General features: G+C 36.1%; 23 protein-coding genes. 19 read left to right on the forward strand and 4 right to left on the reverse strand.

Annotated features, from left to right (window positions below; translation table 11 throughout):
• The first annotated feature begins 187 nt into the window (after positions 1 to 187).
• From M3166_RS03535 to M3166_RS03600, 13 genes are all read left to right on the forward strand, one after another.
• Positions 188 to 1,399 (forward strand): MFS transporter, encoded by a 1,212-nt coding sequence (locus M3166_RS03535; RefSeq protein WP_275656654.1) that lies wholly within the window; start codon positions 188 to 190, stop codon positions 1,397 to 1,399.
• An 81-nt stretch (positions 1,400 to 1,480) separates the two neighbouring features.
• Entirely contained in the window at positions 1,481 to 3,028 is a 1,548-nt protein-coding gene (locus M3166_RS03540) for a class I adenylate-forming enzyme family protein (protein ID WP_251687404.1), read from the forward strand.
• 37 nt (positions 3,029 to 3,065) lie between these two features.
• The gene (locus tag M3166_RS19310; protein ID WP_285848712.1) at positions 3,066 to 5,105 is read left to right on the forward strand and encodes an ABC transporter ATP-binding protein; all 2,040 of its coding nucleotides are present in this window, start codon (positions 3,066 to 3,068) and stop codon (positions 5,103 to 5,105) included.
• Positions 5,102 to 6,049 (forward strand): ABC transporter permease, encoded by a 948-nt coding sequence (locus tag M3166_RS03555; RefSeq protein ID WP_008404003.1) that lies wholly within the window; start codon positions 5,102 to 5,104, stop codon positions 6,047 to 6,049. The genes M3166_RS19310 and M3166_RS03555 overlap by 4 nt, the downstream gene beginning before the upstream one ends.
• 35 nt (positions 6,050 to 6,084) lie before the next feature.
• Positions 6,085 to 6,999 (forward strand): ABC transporter permease, encoded by a 915-nt coding sequence (locus tag M3166_RS03560; protein ID WP_251690005.1) that lies wholly within the window; start codon positions 6,085 to 6,087, stop codon positions 6,997 to 6,999.
• Between the two features lie 37 nt (positions 7,000 to 7,036).
• The gene (locus M3166_RS03565) at positions 7,037 to 8,656 is read left to right on the forward strand and encodes an ABC transporter substrate-binding protein (protein WP_251687406.1); all 1,620 of its coding nucleotides are present in this window, start codon (positions 7,037 to 7,039) and stop codon (positions 8,654 to 8,656) included.
• A 65-nt stretch (positions 8,657 to 8,721) separates the two neighbouring features.
• Positions 8,722 to 9,723, forward strand: coding sequence for an MBL fold metallo-hydrolase (locus M3166_RS03570; RefSeq protein ID WP_251687408.1), 1,002 nt, complete (start codon positions 8,722 to 8,724; stop codon positions 9,721 to 9,723).
• Positions 9,724 to 9,823: 100 nt separating this feature from the next.
• Positions 9,824 to 10,588 carry a 3-oxoacyl-ACP reductase FabG gene (fabG, locus tag M3166_RS03575; protein WP_251687410.1) on the forward strand — a complete coding sequence of 255 codons (765 nt, stop codon included), beginning with the start codon at positions 9,824 to 9,826 and terminating at the stop codon, positions 10,586 to 10,588.
• A 17-nt stretch (positions 10,589 to 10,605) separates the two neighbouring features.
• A complete protein-coding gene (locus M3166_RS03580) occupies positions 10,606 to 11,055 on the forward strand; it encodes a MaoC family dehydratase N-terminal domain-containing protein (RefSeq protein ID WP_008403997.1) in 450 nt (149 codons plus the stop codon).
• Positions 11,052 to 11,450: a MaoC/PaaZ C-terminal domain-containing protein gene (locus tag M3166_RS03585; RefSeq protein WP_008403995.1), complete on the forward strand. Its 399-nt coding sequence runs from the start codon at positions 11,052 to 11,054 to the stop codon at positions 11,448 to 11,450. The genes M3166_RS03580 and M3166_RS03585 overlap by 4 nt, the downstream gene beginning before the upstream one ends.
• Positions 11,451 to 11,528: 78 nt before the next feature.
• Positions 11,529 to 12,698 (forward strand): thiolase family protein, encoded by a 1,170-nt coding sequence (locus tag M3166_RS03590; RefSeq protein WP_008403992.1) that lies wholly within the window; start codon positions 11,529 to 11,531, stop codon positions 12,696 to 12,698.
• Positions 12,699 to 12,740: 42 nt separating this feature from the next.
• Complete coding sequence (locus M3166_RS03595) at positions 12,741 to 13,358, forward strand: TetR/AcrR family transcriptional regulator (RefSeq protein ID WP_251687412.1); 618 nt, start codon at positions 12,741 to 12,743, stop codon at positions 13,356 to 13,358.
• Between the two features lie 305 nt (positions 13,359 to 13,663).
• The gene (locus M3166_RS03600; RefSeq protein ID WP_251687414.1) at positions 13,664 to 15,463 is read left to right on the forward strand and encodes a S9 family peptidase; all 1,800 of its coding nucleotides are present in this window, start codon (positions 13,664 to 13,666) and stop codon (positions 15,461 to 15,463) included.
• A gap of 184 nt (positions 15,464 to 15,647) precedes the next feature.
• Here M3166_RS03600 and M3166_RS03605 read toward each other — a convergent pair whose 3' ends face one another.
• The gene (locus M3166_RS03605; RefSeq protein WP_251687416.1) at positions 15,648 to 16,004 is read right to left on the reverse strand and encodes a hypothetical protein; all 357 of its coding nucleotides are present in this window, start codon (positions 16,002 to 16,004) and stop codon (positions 15,648 to 15,650) included.
• Positions 16,004 to 16,408 (reverse strand): DUF4440 domain-containing protein, encoded by a 405-nt coding sequence (locus M3166_RS03610; RefSeq protein ID WP_008403984.1) that lies wholly within the window; start codon positions 16,406 to 16,408, stop codon positions 16,004 to 16,006. The genes M3166_RS03605 and M3166_RS03610 overlap by 1 nt, the downstream gene beginning before the upstream one ends.
• A gap of 176 nt (positions 16,409 to 16,584) precedes the next feature.
• On the opposite strand from M3166_RS03610, the gene M3166_RS19315 reads away from it, so the two are divergent.
• Positions 16,585 to 16,716, forward strand: coding sequence for a hypothetical protein (locus M3166_RS19315; protein WP_014823604.1), 132 nt, complete (start codon positions 16,585 to 16,587; stop codon positions 16,714 to 16,716).
• Positions 16,717 to 16,916: 200 nt separating this feature from the next.
• Positions 16,917 to 17,897, forward strand: a complete 981-nt coding sequence (locus M3166_RS03615; protein ID WP_353056551.1) for an aminoglycoside 6-adenylyltransferase — start codon at positions 16,917 to 16,919, stop codon at positions 17,895 to 17,897.
• 101 nt (positions 17,898 to 17,998) lie between these two features.
• On the opposite strand, the gene M3166_RS03620 is transcribed toward M3166_RS03615, so the two are convergent.
• Together M3166_RS03620 and M3166_RS03625 are read right to left on the reverse strand one after the other, a co-directional pair.
• On the reverse strand, positions 17,999 to 18,271 hold the full coding sequence (locus tag M3166_RS03620) for a YesK-like family protein (protein ID WP_251687418.1): 273 nt from the start codon (positions 18,269 to 18,271) through the stop codon (positions 17,999 to 18,001).
• Positions 18,272 to 18,396: 125 nt separating this feature from the next.
• A complete protein-coding gene (locus tag M3166_RS03625; protein WP_251687421.1) occupies positions 18,397 to 18,867 on the reverse strand; it encodes a DinB family protein in 471 nt (156 codons plus the stop codon).
• Between the two features lie 100 nt (positions 18,868 to 18,967).
• Between M3166_RS03625 and M3166_RS03630 the strand changes: the two genes are divergently transcribed.
• The 4 genes from M3166_RS03630 (at position 18,968) to M3166_RS03645 (ending at position 21,503) form a co-directional block, all read left to right on the forward strand.
• The gene (locus tag M3166_RS03630; protein WP_251687423.1) at positions 18,968 to 19,507 is read left to right on the forward strand and encodes an AAA family ATPase; all 540 of its coding nucleotides are present in this window, start codon (positions 18,968 to 18,970) and stop codon (positions 19,505 to 19,507) included.
• A 48-nt stretch (positions 19,508 to 19,555) separates the two neighbouring features.
• Positions 19,556 to 20,110: a GNAT family N-acetyltransferase gene (locus tag M3166_RS03635; protein WP_251687425.1), complete on the forward strand. Its 555-nt coding sequence runs from the start codon at positions 19,556 to 19,558 to the stop codon at positions 20,108 to 20,110.
• A gap of 212 nt (positions 20,111 to 20,322) precedes the next feature.
• The gene (locus M3166_RS03640) at positions 20,323 to 20,745 is read left to right on the forward strand and encodes a DUF4181 domain-containing protein (protein ID WP_251687427.1); all 423 of its coding nucleotides are present in this window, start codon (positions 20,323 to 20,325) and stop codon (positions 20,743 to 20,745) included.
• 65 nt (positions 20,746 to 20,810) lie between these two features.
• On the forward strand, positions 20,811 to 21,503 hold the full coding sequence (locus tag M3166_RS03645; RefSeq protein ID WP_251687429.1) for a polysaccharide deacetylase family protein: 693 nt from the start codon (positions 20,811 to 20,813) through the stop codon (positions 21,501 to 21,503).
• Positions 21,504 to 21,564: the final 61 nt, after the last annotated feature.

Raw genomic sequence — 21,564 nt, forward strand, 5'->3', positions numbered from 1 at the left:
ATAGTGTGGGTAGAACATCAATTATCTTTACTATATTTTCAAATTATAGTAAATGCCAGCACCGCCATGCGCTTAGGCTCTTCCGATGGAGGCAAAACCGCCTCCATGTCAGAGTCTCCAACTTGTGTCAGGGCTAAGCGAGCGTTCCCCGCTTTTCTATTAAATTGAAAGAAGATGAATATAGATGATGGAAAGGAAGGCGTTCTTTCTACTAGGATTCATAATGTTTTTAACGATGACAGGTTATGGAATAGTACTTCCTACATTACCATTCTTAGCAGATGATTTGGGGCTTTCATCAGTTCAAATGTCATCGTTAATCATAATTTGGGCAGTTTCCCAGTTAATTACTGCACCGATATGGGGTCGTTTAGCTGACAAAATAGGGAGAAAACCCGTTCTAATGATTGGCGTATTTGGCTTTGGTGTAGCTTTCCTTTTACTAATTTTGGCTCAAAATTATTGGCAATTGCTTTTAGTTCGATTAATTGGTGCAGCAATATCATCTGGTACTCAAACTGCAGCTTTTTCGATGGTAGCTGATCACACTAGAAAAGAGTTTAGAAATCAAACCATCGCGAAAATGGGGGCAGTGAATGGACTTGGCTTTTTGTGTGGTCCAGCTATTGGAGGGTTATTTTCTCCATTTGGAGTCGTAGTACCTTTTATTATTGCAGGATCTCTAGCATTAATAACTCTACCTTTTGCCCATTTTTACATCCGAGATTCGATAAATAATGATAATAAAGAAACTCAGAATACGTTTGCTGGAAATAATGAAACAGTTTCTTTTTGGAAATCCATTACAATGGTTACGAAAACCGGATATTGGAATCATTATATGATCATACTTGGATTGTCCATTGCAGCTTCGAGTTTCTTCGGTCTACTTGGATATTATCTAATAGCAAAATTTGAAGCTACCCCAATCTTTGTAAGTATGGCCTTTAGCGCACAAGCTGGAACTTCTGTCTTGGTACAATTCTTTTTACTAAAAAAATGTTATGAATTATGGAATGAAGACACGATTACAAAAATTGGCTTATCCTTTACGGCAATTGGCTATTGTTTAATTAGTTTTGCGCCATTAATATGGGTAGCAATTTTAGGATGTGTCTTTACTGGTTTTGGGCAATCATTGGTTCGGCCGACTACTATAGCGATGTTATCAAAACGCACTGAGATGGGGCGAGGTATTACATTAGGCCTCCAAGAATCAATGGATAGTTTAGGGAGAATACTTGGACCTCTTTGGGGGGGCTGGGTATTCATATATCTCGTATCGGCTCCATTTATAACTTCTGCTGTTATAACAGTAATTCTATTAGGTATTGCATTTTTAATAACTTCCCAACAGAAAATTGAAATATCTCTACACAAAGATACTAGTAACTCATAATCGGAAAGATTGACCTTAAAATGTAAGCGCTTTAATGTGAAAAATACTATGAAAATAGTAAATAAAAGTTAGGAGGGTAACATGTTACTAACTGAATTATTGGGTGGAAATATTGAGAATTTTGGTGAGTATAACCTTCTGTATTTCTATGATAAAACTTATACAAATAGTGAAACGGAAATTATTTGTAAGAAAGTTTCTAGTCTTGTCCATTCTCTGGGAGTGGAAAAAGGAGATCGGGTGTTAATTTGTATGCCAAATTGTCCCGAAGTTATTTTCTCTTACCAAGGAGTATTAGGAGTTGGTGGCATCATTGTACCAGCTATGTATCTTTTACATGAAAATGAAATCAACTTTATTTTAAAAAATTCTGAAGCAAAAGTTATTATTACATCATCTATTCTATTGCAAAAATTAAAAAATGCATCCAGTGATTTATCTGTTAAACCCAAGATTATTTGCATTGATCAACCAAGAGAGGAAGATATACAAGAAGAGTTCGAAATCATTGAATGGGAAAAGGCTCTTTCTAATATATCAATTTATGAAAATGCTCCTTTAGAGTTAAAAGAATCAGATGTAGCCGTCATCCTTTATACATCCGGCACTACGGGTATACCGAAGGGAGTTATGTTAACGCATAAAAATCTCTACTCAAATTCAATGTCAGGATTAAAACTTAGAGCGGAGGACGAAATAAGAAGTACTACTCTAGGTGTTCTTCCTCTAGCCCATATTTATGGTTTTGGCATTATGAATAGTATGTTTTTGCTAGGAAGCTCAGTTGTTATTTTTGATAAATTCGATGCGGAAGAGGTATTTAAGGTTATTGAAAAATTTAAAGTAAAATCCTTTGCTGCAGTTCCGGCTATGGTGCATGCGATGTATTATCATCCGAATGCCTATAAATATGACTTATCTAGTTTAGAAACAGTTGGATCGGGGGCTGCTGCACTAGCGATTAGCTTACGTCATAAGTTTAAAGAAAAATTTGGGGCTGAGGTACGAGATGCGTATGGACTTTCTGAAGCATCGCCAGGAGTTGCTACACAACGTAATGATATGCCGATTAAAGAAGGTTCTGTAGGAGTACCAATGCCAGGTGTAAACATTAAAATCGTGGATGAAGGTGGATATGAGGTACCAGTTGGGGATGTCGGTGAATTATTAGTACAAGGCGATAATGTAACGCCTGGTTATTTTAAAAATGAAGAAGAAACAAAAAAGGCACTACAAAATGGATGGCTTCATACAGGGGATATGGCAAAAGTGGATGATGAAGGCTATCTGTACATTGTAGATCGTAAAAAGGATTTAATTATTCGAGGTGGATTTAATATTTATCCGAGAGATTTAGAGGAATTGCTAGTTAAACATGAAGCTGTTTTGGAAGCTGCGGTGATTGGTGTTCCTTCCGAAAAAATGAGTGAAGAAATTGTTGCTTGTATTGTGAAAAAGCCGGATGCAGAAGTAAGTGCAAGTGAATTAATCGGATACTGCCAACAAAATTTAGCTAAATATAAGACACCTCGTCATATTGAATTCATTCAGGAACTTCCGAAAAATGGTGTTGGGAAAATCATGAAAATAAAGCTGAGAGAACAATTTGCTAACCTGATATTAGATTAATATAAGTAGTTTAATATACTTGAAAGGAGGCATTCGAATGACTGGAAAAAATGACACACTACTCCAAGTAGAGGAAATGAAGACGGTTTTTAAGACCAGAAAAGGTAACCTAGAAGCTGTTGATGGTATTTCATTTAGTATTTCTAAAGGTGAAACAGTAGCGATTGTAGGTGAATCAGGTTCTGGTAAAAGCGTATCAGCACTCTCGATTTTACGTTTGTTGGACAGTAATGGAGAAGTCACTTCCGGGAAAATCCTGTTTAATAATTTAAATTTAAAAGATATTAGTAATGAGGAAATCCGAAAAATTCGAGGAAATGAAATTGCCATGATTTTTCAGGATCCGATGACATGCTTAGACCCTGTATACACGATCGGTGATCAGATTACCGAAACGATTAAAATTCACGAAACACTTAGTAAAAATGAACTTCAGGAACGTGCACTAGAATTATTAAGGTTAGTTGGACTTCCGGACCCTGAGAGCCGTATTAATGCCTATCCACATCAATTATCGGGTGGTCAAAGACAAAGAGTAATGATTGCCATAGCACTTGCATGCAGACCTAGTTTAATTATTGCAGATGAACCTACAACAGCTCTTGATGTGACTGTCCAGGCACAGATTCTGCAATTACTGAAAGATTTGCAAACCCAGTTTGGAACAGCGATTATCCTTGTTACACATGATTTAGGTGTTGTAGCGGAAATGGCGGATAAAGTAGTTGTTGTCTATGCTGGGCAGGTTGTAGAACAGTCGAATGTGAAGGATTTGTTTAATAAACCTCAACACCCGTATACAGAAGCATTAATGAAAAGTATTCCAAAAATTGATACAAGTAAAGAACGTAAATTGCTCACGATAAAAGGAAATGTTCCAAGTTTAATAGAAATTCCAGCTGGTTGCCGTTTTCATCCAAGGTGTCCTTTTGCTACTGATAAGTGCATAAGTGAGGAACCACCACTTTTTGAATTAGCAAATGGTCGAGAAAGCAAATGTTGGATTGCAGATCCCAACCTGACAGGAAATTGGGAGGGACCAATTTTAACAGAAGAAAATGAGCCTGTCTTTGAGCTCAATCAACATTTAATCAGTAAAAAGAATTTATTGGAAGTAACAGACTTAAAAAAATACTTTCCTATCACAAAAGGAATACTGTCAAAAACAATCGGACACGTTAAGGCAGTGGATGGGGTAACACTGAATATTCATAAAGGCGAAGTTCTTGGTCTTGTAGGTGAATCCGGCTGTGGTAAATCAACTGTTGGAAGATTAATAACAGGTCTTATTGACTCAACGAATGGGGAAGTAAGTTTTGATGGAAAACAATTATCAAATATTAATAGAAAAGAGAAAAAAGTTCTAAGGAAGCGGGTTCAATTTGTTTTTCAAGATCCCTATAGTTCTCTAAATCCGAGGATGACAATTCTCGATATTATTGGTGAACCATTAGAAGTGCACAATCTAGCAAAAGGAAGTTTAAAGCGTCAACGGGTAGGAGAGCTGCTTGAAATCGTAGGGCTATCTAAAAATGATATGCATAAATTTCCTCATCAATTTTCAGGAGGTCAAAGGCAAAGAATTGGTATAGCAAGGGCTTTGGCAACTGAACCAGAGCTTCTGATTTGTGATGAGGCAGTGTCCGCATTAGATGTTTCTGTTCAAGCCCAAATTTTAAATTTATTAAAAGATCTTCAGTTGAAATTAGGGTTATCTTATTTATTTATCTCTCATGATTTAACGGTAGTCAAATATATTTCAGATAGAATAGCTGTCATGTATTTAGGAGAAATCGTAGAAGTGACCGATTCACAAACTTTATTTACAGAACCGCTCCATCCATATTCAAAGGCACTTATTTCCGCTGTACCAATTCCAAATCCTAATATTCAACCAGACCGAATTATCCTAAGTGGTGAAGTTCCAAGTCCATCAAACCCTCCAAGCGGATGTAAATTTCATACGAGATGTCCTTTTGCAATGGATCTTTGTAAAAAAGAAAAACCTGAACTAATGGAAATTACAGAAGGTCATACTGTTGCCTGTCATTTCTATAAGGAGGTGTCACACATATGATTGACTATATTGTTAGGCGCTTAATTTTTGGGATATTCGTACTATTAATTATGACAACCTTCATTTTTATCATTATGAGAGCGGTACCTGGTGACGTTGTGACCCTTCAGTTGGCCAATTCTGGTGCAACACCTGAACAAATGGCTGCATTGAAAGCTGAAATGGGTCTAGATAAAAGTGTTTTTGGTCAACTGATAGATTGGGGTAAAAATGCGCTTCAAGGAGATTTGGGTAGTTCTCTTTGGTCAGGTAAGGAAGTATCCCAGATTATATTAGACAGACTTCCCGTAACGATACAATTAGCACTAATGGCAATTGTTTTAGCCATCATTATCGGTATTCCGATTGGAGTTATTTCCGCTGTTAAACAAAATACATTTATAGATCATTTTTTAAAAGTAATTTCAATTGGAGGATTATCTATTCCAAGCTTTTGGTTGGGACTAATCTTATTAACTGTATTATCACTGTCTTTCAATTGGATTCCACCACTTGGTTATCAATCATTCGCAGAAAATCCTATTGTTAATCTACAGCAAATGTTCTTACCCGCAATTTGTCTAGCTATTACACTAAGTGCCAGTATAGTTCGTATGACAAGATCGGCTGTTCTTGAAGTACTGCATTCGGAGTTTATCAGAACGGTACGGGCAAAAGGTGCGAAAGAAGCGGTTGTAATATTCAAACATGCCCTTAGAAACTCGTTGATTTCAGTTATTACATTAATTGGTTTACAAATTGGATATCTGCTTGGAGGAACTGTAGTACTTGAATCCATTTTTGCACTCCCAGGATTAGGAAGTCTGATTTTTGAAACTGTATTAGTGAGAGATTATCCAGTTGTTCAGTCAACCGTACTGGTCTTTGGAGCGATGTTTTTATTAGTAAATTTGATGGTGGATGTGATGTACGGTTGGGTAGATCCACGAATTAGAACTAAATAAAAAATGCCTCAATATTCTTGTTTCAAGAAAAGGAAGTGATTCATTTGTCTCAAATACAACTAGACTCTGAGTTGCCAAAAGAGAGTATAAAGGCGAGCAGGAACATACACTTAAAAAAATTTAAAGAGGATTGTAAACGCTTTATTCAAACGCAAAAAATTGGCTTTATATCTCTTTTAATTATTCTTTTAGTTTTCACCGTCGCTGTATTTGCACCTTTCATTGCACCGTTTGACCCAATTAGTCAAGATCGTACAGCATTTTTGGCAGCACCAAACTCACAACATGTGATGGGCACTGATGATTTAGGACGTGATGTGTTTAGTCGTCTAATTTTTGGTTCACAAATATCGTTACTTGTTGGAATTGTAACAGTCGTTATTTCAATTGTATTAGGAACATTAATTGGAATGATTTCTGGATATTTTGGTGGGGTAATCGATTTAGTAATTCAAAGAATAATGGATGCAATTATGTCAATTCCAGCTTTAATTCTTGCTTTATTTATTGCAGCTTTGTTGGGACCTGCCATCCAAAATGTAATTATAGCATTGGTGATTATCGAGATACCTCGTTTTGCTAGGATTGTTCGAGGGGAAATGATGAGAATCCGAGAATCTAATTATGTTGAAGCATCTCGCTCGGTCGGTGCAGGTTCATTTCGAATCATTATGAGACATGGATTGCCAAATATGATGGCACCAATCATTGTCATGGCAAGTCTTGCTTTTGGTCAAACAATTATTGCTGAAGCATCACTTAGTTTTCTTGGAATAGGAACTCCACCACCGAATCCATCCTGGGGGTTAATGTTGAGTGATGCGAGTAGATACATGGAAAGTGCACCATGGCTTGTGCTTTTCCCTGGTTTAGCCTTATGTATACTAGTTTTGGCATTTAACTTATTTGGGGATGCACTTCGGGATTTCCTTGATCCCAAAATGTCTTAGGCAGTTAATAACAATTTTCCCTTAGGAGGAAATATTTATGGATAAAAAACTGAGATCCATAATCTATGTGTTGATTTTGGGGTTATTAGTACTTGTTATAAGTGCTTGCTCCGCTGACGAATCATCAGATGAAGGGCCAGACGATAAGGATGGAGGAACTACTGCACCGAAAAGTGGTGGAACCTATACCATTCTTACACCTGCAGATCCTGATATGCTCGATCCTCATCGTCAGTCATCAATTTATACACATATGCTTGCAGGATTAGTTTATAACAAGCTAGTTACTTATGAAACAGGACCGGATGCAGCTTATACAGATTATAATGTTGTGCCGGATCTTGCAGAGCGTTGGGAAGTATCTGATGATGGAAAGACTTATACGTTCCATCTTCGAGAGGCATATTGGCATGATGTAGAGCCGGTAAATGGCAGACAGTTAACGGCAGAGGACGTTGTATCGACAATGGAAAGAATCATCAATTTGCCTGGTCATCAAGCAGCATTATTATCTGTAGTAGAAAGTATCGTGGCGCAAGATGATCAAACAGTAGTCTTTACATTAAAACAGCCATTTGCTCCGTTTTTAAATTTCATGGCAAACCATTTCATGTGGATTTTACCTAAGGAAGCGATTGATGGGAAAGTTGATTTAGCAACTGACGCCATTGGAACAGGTCCATTTGTGTTAGAAAAATGGGAAGATAACGTGCAGGCTACTTACAAAAAAAATCCGAATTATTATGAAGAAGGCAAACCGTATTTAGATGAAATTATTTATAAAGTCGTACCGGAACAGGGCTCACGGATAGCAGCATTTCGTACAGGTCAGGCAGATTCTATAGGTGGACTATCCCCTGAAGAAATAACACAATTACAAAAAACAAATCCAAATATCAAAATTTTTGAAGCTCTGTTTGCTACGCAGGAACAGTTGTATATGAATATGGAAAGAGAACCTTTTACGGATTTACGGGTACGGAAAGCCATTAGTATGGCTGTTGACCGAAAATCAATGGTTAAGGCTATCTACGGCGGCGGTGAAACGAGTGGACCAGTCAATCCTTCATTAGGTGATTGGGCCTTACCTTTAGAAGAGAGAGAAAAATTATTATCATATAACCCAGAAGAGGCAAAAAAGCTACTGGCAGAGGCTGGGTATCCAAATGGTTTTGATACTACCATGATGGTAACGAATGGCTACGGAGAACAACTTGTGCGTGTCGCACAATGGGTTGCGGAAGATTTAAGAAACGTGGGAATTAATGTCGAAATAGAGGTGGTTGAATATGCTGCTTACTTCTCGGAAAAATGGCCGAATGTCGATTATGACATGGGTGTAGGCTATCAAACATATTTCCAGGAGCCTGATGAATGGCTTCGTACGCAATTACACACGGATGGCTCCAGAAACTGGTATAACATCAGTGACCCGGAATTAGACAAATTGCTTGATGAACAGAGAACAATACTGGATGTTGAAAAAAGAAAACAATATATCTATGAAATTCAACGTTATGTTTTAGAAAATGTAGTTAATCCGATTCCAATCACAACTTATTATACGAAGACTCCGATACAGCCTTATGTAAGAGATTCATATCCACATGCTTCATACGGATACGGATATTTAAAAGATGTTTGGTACGATAAATAAATTACTCAACATTATAGAGTGTTGGATACTATTTGTGTAAAAAAATATCGTCACATGGAAGGTATGTGAGAAAAATTCCGACAAAAAAAGGATTGAGTACTTTGCAAAGGATAGAAAAAATAGAGTTAACAACCAACTTCCCGATTGGTCCGGTAAATTCATATGTTGTGTTTGGAGAGAAGTTAACCCTTATTGATGCCGGTCTAAAAAATAAACAGGGTTGGGATGATCTCAATAATGGCCTGCATCGTCTAGGCGTTGAAATAACCGATCTTGAACAAATTGTATTAACACATCACCATAATGATCATACAGGTCTTGTGGACTGGATTTTAGAGAAGAATCCTACTATTAAGATTTTTGCTCATAAAGATACTGAAATGATTTTAAAGGATGAAAGCTATATAGAATGGAGCGCTGAATTTTTTCACAACTTATTCATTGAATTTGGTTTAACAGAAGATATGGCTATCAAGTCAGCGTTTCGAAAGGGACACCGGGATTATTTCCAAACTGCATCTGTTGATGAGGTCCTAGAGGAGGGAGATATGGTACCGGGTTTACCTTCATTTCAAGTAATAGAAACGTTAGGTCATTCACAGGATCATATTTCATTTTATAGCACGGATGAGCAGCTGTTCATTTGTGGAGATCACATTATCAAAGGGGTCCATGGAGGGATGTGGATGGATGCACCTAAACCCGGAAATACGCGTGCAAAACCCTTAATCCAATATCTAAAGAATTTAGAAAAGTGCAGAAAACTTTCTGCTAACTTTACTTTTTCAGGACATGGCTCCATTATATCCGATTTAAATGGAGCAATTGACGGACATATAAGCAATATAGAACATCGTGTAAGTCGTGTGATCAATACACTAAAAAAAGCAAATGGTGCTGCAACCGGATTTGAAATTATACAAGACATGTACCGGGGAAGGTATGAGAAAGCTGTAATTACATTTTTGTTTGAAATTATAAGTGTACTGGATTTATTAGAAGAACGGAATATTGTCATTTCAGAAAAACAAAATGGAGTATTTAAGTACCGATTAGTAAATAATTAGTGAAAAAAGCATAATGTTTCGTTTGACTGAATAATTCTTTAAAACTACTAATAAAATGTTAAGACACAAAATTTTAGTAGATAAGGCAGGAGGAATTTATTTGACTGGAAGATTTGAAAATAGAGTTGCATTTATAACTGGCGGTAGTCGCGGTATAGGGAAAAGCATTGCAGAAACTTTTACTGAAGAAGGAGCAAAAATAGCCATAATTGATATTGATACGGAAGCATTACAAAATGTACAGTCTGAATTTAAAGAAAAAGGATTCGACATTTTAGCCCTACAGGCAAATGTTGTGAATTCACATGAAGTTGAGGCCGCGATGGAACAGGTTATGAAGGAATATGGATCAATTGATATTTTGGTTAACAATGCAGGCATTATCCGCGATAACTTACTATTTAAAATGACAGATAATGACTGGAATCAGGTAATCGATGTTCACTTAAAAGGTGCCTTTAATACAACGCGTGCAGCACAAAAATACATGGTTCAGCAGAAGTATGGAAGAATTATTAATATTTCTTCAACTTCAGCATTAGGGAACCCAGGCCAAGCAAATTATTCAACGGTTAAAGCCGGGTTGCAAGGTCTGACAAAAACACTGGCGAGAGAATTCGGGAAATTTGGCATTACTACAAATGCAGTTGCACCTGGTTTTATCGAGACAGATATGACGAAAGCTACTGCAGAACGAATCGGCGTACCTTTTGAAGATTTCCTAAAGGCAGGTGCCAGTAAAATACCTGTTGGCAGAGTTGGAAAGCCTAGAGATATCGCAAATGCAGTTGCTTTCTTTGCCGATGAAAATTCCTCATTTGTAAACGGGCAAGTACTCTATGTAGCTGGCGGACCGACAAATTAAAGAGAAGGGATGAAGTTTTGTATACAGAGTATATTGGACTAACTTCTAACAAAGTAAGAAATGTAATTGAAAGAGAGCTTGTAAGAAGATTTGCTGAATCCATTGGAGATAATCATCCAATCTATACTGATGAAGAGATTGGTAAACAATCACGATATGGCACAAATATTGCTCCCCCTACATTTCCAAGGGTGCTTAGATCTGGTTATATCGATGGACTCAAATTACCGTTAAAAGGATTAATACATGGTGAACAGATTTATCATTATGAACGCCCCCTTTTGGTTGGAGAGGAAGTCTATTGCTACTCGAAAATAGAAGATTACTATGAAAAAGAAGGCAGCACCGGAAAAATGGGCTTCCTGAAGATGACACGGTATGGTGAAGACAGAGATGGGAGATTAATTTTCACTGAAGAGTCGATCACAATCATCACGGAAACGGTAAGGAGGTCCTTAAACGTATGACAGTTTTAGCAGATATAAGAAAAGGTGAATCTCTTGAAACGACACTAGAACCCGTATCGAGAATGGATTTAATCAAGTATTCAGGTTCTTCCGGTGATTTTAATCCGATTCATACAATTGATGAAGAAGCTAAAAAAGCTGGTCTACCAGGAATTATTGCTCATGGTATGTGGACGATGGGCAACCTTTCCAAGCTGTTTACGGCTTATTATGATGAGGGCTATATAAAAGATTATAATATTCGATTTACAGGAATGGTGTTTTTAAATGATGTTCTTACTTTAAAGGCTGACTTAGTTGACATAGTGGATCAATCACTAATCTTTGATGTGAAAGCTATAAACCAGCATCAAAAAGCTGTGGTTAAGGGAAAATTAATATTTGAACGTTATTAATTAAAAAGGGTTTGTCTCGATTTCAAATAGGATAGGGGCAAATCCTTTAAATATAAACTGATAATGAGGAGACCATATATGAAAAGAGATGCTGTCATTGTATCAGCTGTTCGTACGGCGATTGGAAAACAAGGTGGGGCATTAGCAAGTCTTCCTGCTCATCTGTATGGAGGAGAAGTTATTAAAGAAGCAATCAAGAGAGTGAATCTTAATCCTGAAATGATCGATGATGTGATTTTAGGAAATGTTTTAAGTGGTGGCGGCAATATTGCTAGATTGACAGCTTTACAGGGCGGTTTATCTGTCAACATACCGGGGTTAACAATAGACAGGCAATGTGGTTCAGGTATTAATGCAGCTGCATTAGCTGCCCAAGCAATACAATCTGGTGCAGGTGATATATATGTTGCCGGGGGGATTGAAAGCATGAGCCGTGCACCATATCAATATGAGCGTCCAGAACAAGCATACAGTTCAATCCCGCCAAGGTCTCGTAAAACGTTACTTGCTCCTGAAGAAATCGGAAACCCGGGCATGGGAACTACTGCAGAAAACCTTGCAAAAAAATACGATATTACTAGAAAGGAACAAGATGAGTATTCCTTAAGAAGTCAACTAAGAATGGCAACTGCAATTCATGAAGGGCGTTTTGATGAACAAATTGTTCCAATTAGTATTCCTGTTCGTAAAGGTGAGCCGATTCTTTTTAACAAAGATGAACATCCGCGTCCGAATACAACGTTAGCTGCATTAGCAAAGCTATCTCCAGCTTTCCAAAGAGATGGAACTGTCACAGCAGGCAGTAGTTCCGGACTGAATGATGCGGCATCAGCAATGGTCATTATGTCTCGAGAGAAGGCTGAAGAATTAGGAATTCAACCATTAGCCACGATTAAAGGATCAACCGTTGCAGGAGTAGACCCTAATATCATGGGAATTGGTCCCGTACCGGCAACGAAAAAATTATTAGAGAAGTTGAATCTTTCTTTATCCGATATGGACATTATCGAATTGAACGAGGCGTTTGCTGCACAGGTTATCGCCTGTGACCGGGAATTGGGAATCGATCCGGAAAAACTAAATGTTAATGGCGGAGCAATTGCACATGGGCATCCATTAGGTGCAACAGGCACAATTTTAATAACAAAAGCTGTATATGAATTGAAACGATCGGCTGGGAAATTCGCCCTTATTACAGCTTGTATCGGTGGAGGCCAAGGAATCTCTTTAGTAATCGAAAGGGAGTGAACTAAAATTGTAAAAAAAATAATTACTTGAGGAGTAAATTAAATGCGCGGAAGAATTCTAAAAGAAAGTATAGACCTCTTTGATAAAAAGGGATTCAGCAAAACTTCCATTCAAGATATTATTGATACGATTGGTGTGACGAAGGGTACCTTTTATTATTACTTTAAAAGTAAACAAGAATTATTAATGGATATTCACTTAAATTATATTAAAGAGTTATTAGCTGAACAAGAAGTGATATTTAATGATGAATATCTTAGTAATAAAGAAAAAATGAATAATTTAATCTCTTTAATTATAAAAAATATTAAAATACATGGGAAGAGTGCAAGAGTATTTAATCGTGAATTTCGGCATCTCGATGATAATCAATTAAAGTTAATCAATGATTATCGTAAAGAGTTTCGAATTAAGCTTCAAAAACTCTTAGGTGAAGGAATAGAAAAAGGGGAATTCAGGGATGATCTTAGATGTGATATTGTCATTTTTGGAATTCTAGGCATGGTTAACCGTTCGTATAATTGGTATGATCCGGATGGGGAAGTGTCAGAAGAAGAGTTAGTGAATACCTACATGGATATAATATTAAATGGAATAAAAAAAGAGGGGAAAACTGCACTCATTAATGAAAAAATTATAGAAAATCATTTTACAGGCTAAATGGTAGTTATGAATAAAAATAATGGTATATGTGCGGTTGAAGGTTTCAAATATACCTTTGTAAAGATTTATATGAGCAAAAGAGTAAACAGGTGGTGTTCTGTATTACTCTTTTTTTGTTTTTTATAATCTATAAATGAATATATGTGAATTCAGTTAATTTGTAATACTATTTTACGAATGGTTTAATAATTGTATACAATTTTTCGTATATTCAATTATTTTATTTCAATTAAAAGTATATTTATGGTAATTTAGTAATAATACAGTTTTTACAATTTAAACATTAAGGAGGAGTATTCAATATGGTTTCATTTCCTAAACCAGGGGCAGAGCAGTTTTTAAGGACATTTTCAATTAGAGATTTTGCTGTGAGTCCGGATGAAAATCAACTTGTTTTCAGTACAAATTTAAGCGGAAAGTATAATTTATGGGCAATGAATCTGCCAAGTACATTCCCGACACAGCTGACATTCAATAATCAGAGCTGTCATGGGCTTCTGTATGATAAACAAGGACGATTCATCTTGGCAGGTTTTGATGAAGATGGCAATGAAAATACACAATTTTATGGTTTACCTCTTCATGGGGGTACATTAAAACCGATTATTAATGAAGAAGGAACGCGCAATACAGGAATGATTCTTTCGGAAGACGGGAAAAAGCTTTATTACACTTCATCAAAAGGAAATCCCTCTTTTTTGAATACGTATAAATATGACCTGGAGACAGGGGCGGAAGAATTGATTTTAGAAGGAAAAACTACTCCTACATTATCAATTGGTTTAAGCCCGAATGAAGAAACCCTTCTTTATATGATGGGGTATTCAAATACGCATTCGCTGTTGTATGCAAAACGGGGGAACGAAAATACTTTGTTAACACCGTCTACCGATTGTCAGCACACAGTTAGTGACGCTTGTTTCGCAACAAATGATCTAATTTATTTTTTAACGGACTACGACGCAGATTTTACATACTTGGCCTCGTATAATTTAGAGACAAATGAATTTACTAAAGTGAAAGATATTGAGAATGAAAGCTTCACTACCCTGAAATATGACCAACACAAGCAGCACCTATATATAGTTAGTGAAAAGGGTGTAGAAGATACTGTATACATGTATGATTTGGGCTCAGATGAATGGGTGAAAATACAAACGCCATGTAGTACTATCGATAAGTTAGTTGTGACAAAGTCAGGGAATTTATATATGTTAGGCGGAACTGCTACTAAACCGGATAATATTTACCGATTTACAAATAATGAATGGACTTCTCTTACACAATATACAGTTCCGGGTGTCGACCATAGCGAATTAGTGGAGCCGGATGTCATTTCGTATGCTTCTTTTGATGGGCTAGAAATTGAATCTTTATTTTTCAAAGCTAATAAGGAAAATGATAATGGGGAAATCATCTTTTGGCCACACGGTGGTCCGCAAGCTGCAGAGCGAAAATTCTTTAGAGCTTCATTCCAATTCTTTTTAAATAATGGCTATAGTATTTTTGCACCAAATTTCCGTGGGTCAACGGGTTATGGATTAGCTTTCATGAAAATGGTGGACGGAGATTGGGGATACGGTCCGCGTCTTGATAATGTCGCAGGTCTCGATTGGCTTATTGACAACGGTTATGCAGAGAAAGGGAATATTTTATTGATGGGTGGAAGCTATGGTGGCTATATGGCATTGTTGCTTCACGGACGACATGCGGATTATTTCAAAGCTGTAGTCGATATCTTTGGGCCGTCTGATTTGTTTTCTTTTGTTAATTCGGTTCCGGAAGACTGGAAACCGATGATGGATCAGTGGGTAGGAAATCCTGAAAGAGACAAAGAAAAGTTTATCGAATATTCTCCGATTACGTATTTAGAGACGATGACAAAACCAATGCTCGTTATTCAAGGAGCAAATGACCCAAGAGTTGTGAAGGAAGAATCGGATCAAATTGTGCAGGCGTTAAAAGATAAAGGCCGTGAAGTCGAATATATGCTTCTTGAAGATGAGGGTCATGGATTCTCTAAAAAAGAAAATGAAATTGCGGTTTACCAAAAAATCCTTTCATTCTTCAGCCAATTTGTTGAATCTAAAGTAAAGGCATAAAAAAACATCAATTATAATTAATGATACTATACAAAATACAAACAGCGACAATAATAATTATACGAGATTGTCGCTGTTTTTTACTTAGAAGTAATGATATCCATTAGCGTTTTTAAGCCGTCATTCACTTTTACTAGCTGATCATTGCCTTTCACTCCAAAAAGATAAACTTTATCGTTATCTTCTAAAGAATACATGTACCTGTCTTCCAATGATGGACCCTCACTACATACTTGACTTCGTTTTCTTGTAAGTATTCGATTTCGAGCAGTGGCTCTTCTTTAAATATCTTATTATCTGGCCGTTCCAACTGTACATAGGGGAACCTGTAGATTTCAACCATTGGAGTAAAAGCAGAATCCGAATCCGTAAATACTAAAATTTCTTCATTTGTTTTGGTATCTCTTACTGAAATAGTATCAATATTACTACTCAAAGCTGTTCCTATTATGGCATCTCTGCTAGACTCTTGCCACATATCAAAAATAGACCAGCCCAAAACAATGACACCGATAGAGATTACCCATAGCCATCTTCTCATTATTTGGATACATTCAAATTCTCTGTTGATGAACTGCTAGTAAAACTAGTTAATTGAAGTGGCGTGATCGTACCTTGGTGGAAATAGAGCTGCCAATGCCCGTCAATCAATTTCCATATCGAACTACGCAGTGTATTTCTTTCTCTCGTTGTATCGACTAAAAAATAAGTAGCTAAGACAATGTCATGAGCGAGCGGGTAGATTTCGTAGTTGTGCAGCTTCATTTCTGTCAAAACAACACCAGTTTCAAGACACTCTTTTTTATCGTAAATATAACCGGAGCTGCCAATCTCAAAGAAGTCATCTGCTAAAATTGCATCAAGCTTTTCTTTACTCCTTCTAACTTCTAAACCAGTATGACTTTCCTCTAACTGCTGTAAATGCTCTTTTAAATTCTCTATCATCACAATTACCACCTAACTTTTTTAATACATCTAAACTTTTATTTCTAGATTATTCAATGAAATCCTTTAATTCGACAGGAGGACGTCATACTTTGAACGTTGACATTGCTTATGAATACAAAAAGTTGAAACATTTACCATATATATTCGTATAGATACATAAAGGAGGAATTTATATGACTCTAAATAATAAGTTACAAAACGAGGGAAAGAAAAAATCCAGCTACAACTACATTATTCCTGTTTTTATTGGTGGGGCTATAGGGGCAGTTTTAGGTGTAGTTGCATACGTGAAGGACTGGCTCTGATATTTTTTATGAAAGCTAATTTCAAATCTTTAACAAAGGGAGATTGGAGGTAAATTTATGGATGCATTATCAATTCTCGCAATTGTACTCATCGTCACCGGAATGGTTGTATGTGCAATTAAAATGAGGAGCTTGAAAGATAAAATTCACGATAGTTCCGCTACTCCAATAATCCTTAGGTGGATAATAGCAACTGCAGCGTGGGGAGTATTGAGCATTTATATTGTAGCATGGTGGCTAATGCCTCGATTGCTTTAAAAACTACAATATATAAAAAGAGGATTAATGAATTCCATTTTCGAATTTTAATAAAAGGACGTAGAAACGAAGGAGCTGTTTTAGAATGTGTGGGATTAGAAACTAAGATAAGAAAACGAGATGTTGGTCTTCCGAAGCATCGTCAGGAATTACTGGAAGCAATTGAACTTGATTTAATCAATGATGAGAATGTTTTGGCCGTTTTTTACGGAGGGTCCATCGGAAATGAGGAAACGGATCTATATTCTGATATCGATCTCCGTATAGTTGTGAAAGAAGAAGTATATGAAGAGTATAGGTTGAACAAAAAGCAACGGGCCAGTAATTGGGGAAATGTTCTTTACTTTGAAGACTTTCATTGGGCAAATTACAGTACGGCACATTATAGGTCATTTATAAAAGTGGACAGTTTTTATTATAAAAAGGTGGATATGAAGCCATCTATATGGACTCAGAAATTAAAAATTGTCCATGATCCAACAGGTTTGATCCATGATGTAGTAACAGAATCAGCGGATTTAACGTATAGACCATCTGTTCAAGAAATAGAACATTGGAGAACAAAATTTTTTGCTTATCTGCATGAAGCGTACAGAAGAGTAATGAGAAATGAAATCTATTATGCACTTCACAATATAGATAATTTAAGGTTATCCATGATAACTGGTTGGTATATGGAAGCAGGCATACAACCGAATGCCTTTGGGGATTGGGCAAAATTAGAAGGGGATAGAAGCAAACTAAATGAACGACAATTATCACTGTTAATTCAGTGGCAATGCAATAGAGAACAAGAAGAAATTTTTAATGTAATGAAAAATATCATTCCGGAATTTATTCAAATTCACAAGAAATTATGTGAGCAATACGGAGTTGACGAGAACATCGAGTGGGTAAAAGAAATTATAGATTTGGTAATGTAAATTCATATATAAGTCAGCTGTAATATGGCAGTAGAGAATATAAATAACGCTCAGTTTTTAAATATCCCTGAGCGTTTAATATGCTTATTCAACTAAAGCCCTTACTTCGTGTTTTGATAAATAATACCAAAAATAGTACCTATCCAAACGCCTATAAAAATAGTAAAAGCAAAGAAGCCTAGACCCATGCCTTCCCAACCACCAACAACAAATATGCTGAAAAGTATTAATCCGATACAAAGTAGGCTCATTATAGTAGAAGTTAAAAGTAAAACATTTTTTGAAACTTTACGGGCAATAAAAAACATCATAAATGCAAAGAATAATCCTAACAATAATAAAGGAGTCCATCCGTCTAACATCAAAGCATCCACTTAATTACCCCCTGTTATGTTTTCCACGAACTGACATGACTGTTATATACGCTAAAGTACATCCTGTAAAAATTTTAACATAAATTTTCCATTTATTTAAGGGCAAAGGGACAATGCTTAATGGATTACTCAAAAATTCTAATGATTAAATCCGAAGAAATCGGCTTTCGCTGTATTTCTCTAGCCCAAACGGATAGCTGCCCAATGTGATGTATCTCATGCGTTATCATATGAGCGAAAATCTTTTTTTGCGTAAATTCTAATATTGAACCGTCTCGTCGCTGTACTTCTATAATAATATTTTCATAGTCTGAAGGAAGTTGTTCAATGAACTGTTCAGTAAACAATTGGACAAAAGTCGAATATTCTTTGATCTCATTCAATTGTGTAAGTAGTTGTCGCCTTTCAAAAACTACCTTTTCATCAACTAATGAATTCAACCAGAGCAACTCACAATCTATTATGTGGGTAAGTGTTTCTCGTATACTTTTCATACCGCCAACCCGCACTTTATGAAATTCTTCTTCCGGTAATGATTCACACCAAGTGAACCAATCTTCACGTACTTGCCAATTGTATTTAAATAAAGATAACATTTTGCACCTCATTCTAGTAGAATAGTAAGAAAATTATAACTTAAATGGATTTATTGGGAAACATTATTGAGTATTACTTCTAATTTAAGGAGTTGAACGAATGAGTAAAATAGCAGCACATAAGGTCTACATCATTTCAGGACCGGCCGGGGTAGGGAAATCAACAACTTCAAAAGAACTGGCTAAAACATTTAAGAACAGTGCTTATATTTCTGGTGATTATATTAGCCATATGCACATTAACGGGAGAAAAAAGCCGTGGGAAAGCTCGGAAGAAATGTCGTTGATTTGGGATAACATATTAAGTCTCACAAAGAATTTTATTAAGTATGGCAATGACGTCATCGTTGATTATGTAACCTTCCCTAAAGAAGCAGAATGGATTAGCGAGAATCTTAAAAGTTTAAATGTGGAAGTAATTTACGTAGTTTTATGGACTGATAAGAAGACTTTATTGACTAGGGATAATATGAGGTTACCAAGCGCCAGAATGGGTGAACGATGTGTGATTTTAGTAGATGAGTTCATAGAAACAGGATTAAATGAAAAACACATTTTTGATAAAAGCAATACTTCGCTTGATGATATCTCAGATGTGATCAATGAAATAATAAACAACCCAAAATATAAATTAAATTAGAATCATATAAGTAGAGCGAAATTATGATTTAGAAGTTGAGGTGTTTTTTTGAGGAAATTCAATGACTACATAGAAACGGACAGACTAGTAATAAGACCCCTTGAAAAAGAAGATTACACATCGTGGTTATCCGCATTTGAAAATAGATTGCCATCACAGCATCAATACGATGAAGGTAAAATCGATATGAGCATTTGTACAAAAGATTGGTTTGGAGATTTGGTAGATCGTCATCAAAGGCTTGCTTCAGAAGATAAAGTTTATGTATTTGGGGTTTTCCGAAAAGAGGATCTTGCGCATATTGGTTCAGTTGATTTTTCCACAATGTTAAGGGATGAATTTCAATGGGCAAGATTTGGTTACACCATCCACAATCAATTTTGGTTACAAGGATATGGAAAGGAAGCTGTAAAAGCTGCGATTACACTAGCTTTTGATAAACTGAATTATCATCGGATCGAAGCACACATAAATTTGGATAACTTTCCTTCTATTAAGTTAGCAGAAAGTGTTGGTCTGCAATTTGAATGTATAAGAAAAGGATTTATTTACGAATTTGACGAATGGACAGATCACATTATTTACTATATAAATTCGAGGTAAGGGATAATAATATAACATCTTGTAATACACAAAGAGAAGGTAGGGATGTTTATGCACAAATTGGAAACTGAAAGATTACTATTATGAAGGCATATTAAAGCAGCTTGTTTCACGCTTCGGACAGTTTTATGATTTGACCTACTATGGGTTATTAAAAGAAGAATTCGAAAACATTGCGCAGTTGTGAAGTGAAAATTAGGTGGTGAAAAATCGTGGAAAATGTTTTAACAAATTTGATTTTAATATCGTCAATTTTTGGACTTGTACTATTTTTTATTAATAAGTTTTTAAGAAAATGGTTTAACGTTGAAAAGAAAGAATTCTTCTCCTATAACCATGTAAATGAACAACATAAAAAAATTGATTGGGCCATCAGAATTACTTTTATTGTTTTTGTGTTATTCGGTTTTTTCATTAATGTTAACCGCGATCCTTCAAAGCACATTTGGTTTTTACAAACGCATATTCTAATGTTTGGTTTTATTGTGGTAACTGAACTTGTCAGAATCGTTATGGAGAAGAGATATTCAAAAAACAAAAATGATTACATTTTTACGGCTGTACAATTAGTGGTCATCTCGATGTTTTTACTCGCAATGTTTTCGACAGACTTTTTTGGCTTGCTGGCATGGTAGTAAGTGCTTGTTATACAAAAGTAACGTATTTTCCGCTTGAAGCTTATTAAGGAAAGGAACCACTGATGAAAAAGAAGAAGTTAATAATAGCTGTTATTTTAATCGCTCTTATATGTGCAGGGCTGTTCCAGGTTACGAAACTAAGAACATTTCAGTTATTTGGAGGGTTAACCTACCAGGCGGAAACAGGTGAGAAGGTTATTGCTTTAACCTTTGATGACGGTCCGACAAAGAATGTGGATCAGCTTTTGCCTTTGTTGGATGAATACAAGGCGAAAGCTACGTTTTTCCTTATCGGAAATGAAATTGAGAAACATCCTGAGGAAGCAGTAAAATTAGTTGAAGCAGGGCATCAAATTGGAAATCATACGTATTCACATAAAAGAATGGTATTAAAATCGCCATCTTTTATTGAAGAGGAAATAGAAAAAACGGATGAGCTCATTCGAAGTATCGGGTATGAAGGGAAAATTGACTTTCGCCCGCCTTACGGGAAGAAATTCATAGGCTTACCGTATTATTTAAATAAGCATAATAGGGAAACCATTATGTGGTCGTTGGATCCGGAAACGTATTATACAAGTGTAGATGAAAAAATCAGTTATGTAATGGAAAACATTAAACCTGGCTCGATTATTTTGCTGCATCCAATGTATGATCAAACCGGCGGGACTTTGCAAGTAGTCGAAATGATTTTAAAAGAACTTACGAATGAAGGATATCGCTTTGTCACAGTGGAAGAACTTCAGGCATTATGATCTCTTTACCATTACAGTAGGAAATAGAATATTATATGGCCTGTATCTATGATTACTCGAT

Origin of the sequence: Solibacillus isronensis (assembly GCF_023715405.1) — a bacterium.
GTDB lineage: Bacteria > Bacillota > Bacilli > Bacillales_A > Planococcaceae > Solibacillus > Solibacillus isronensis_B.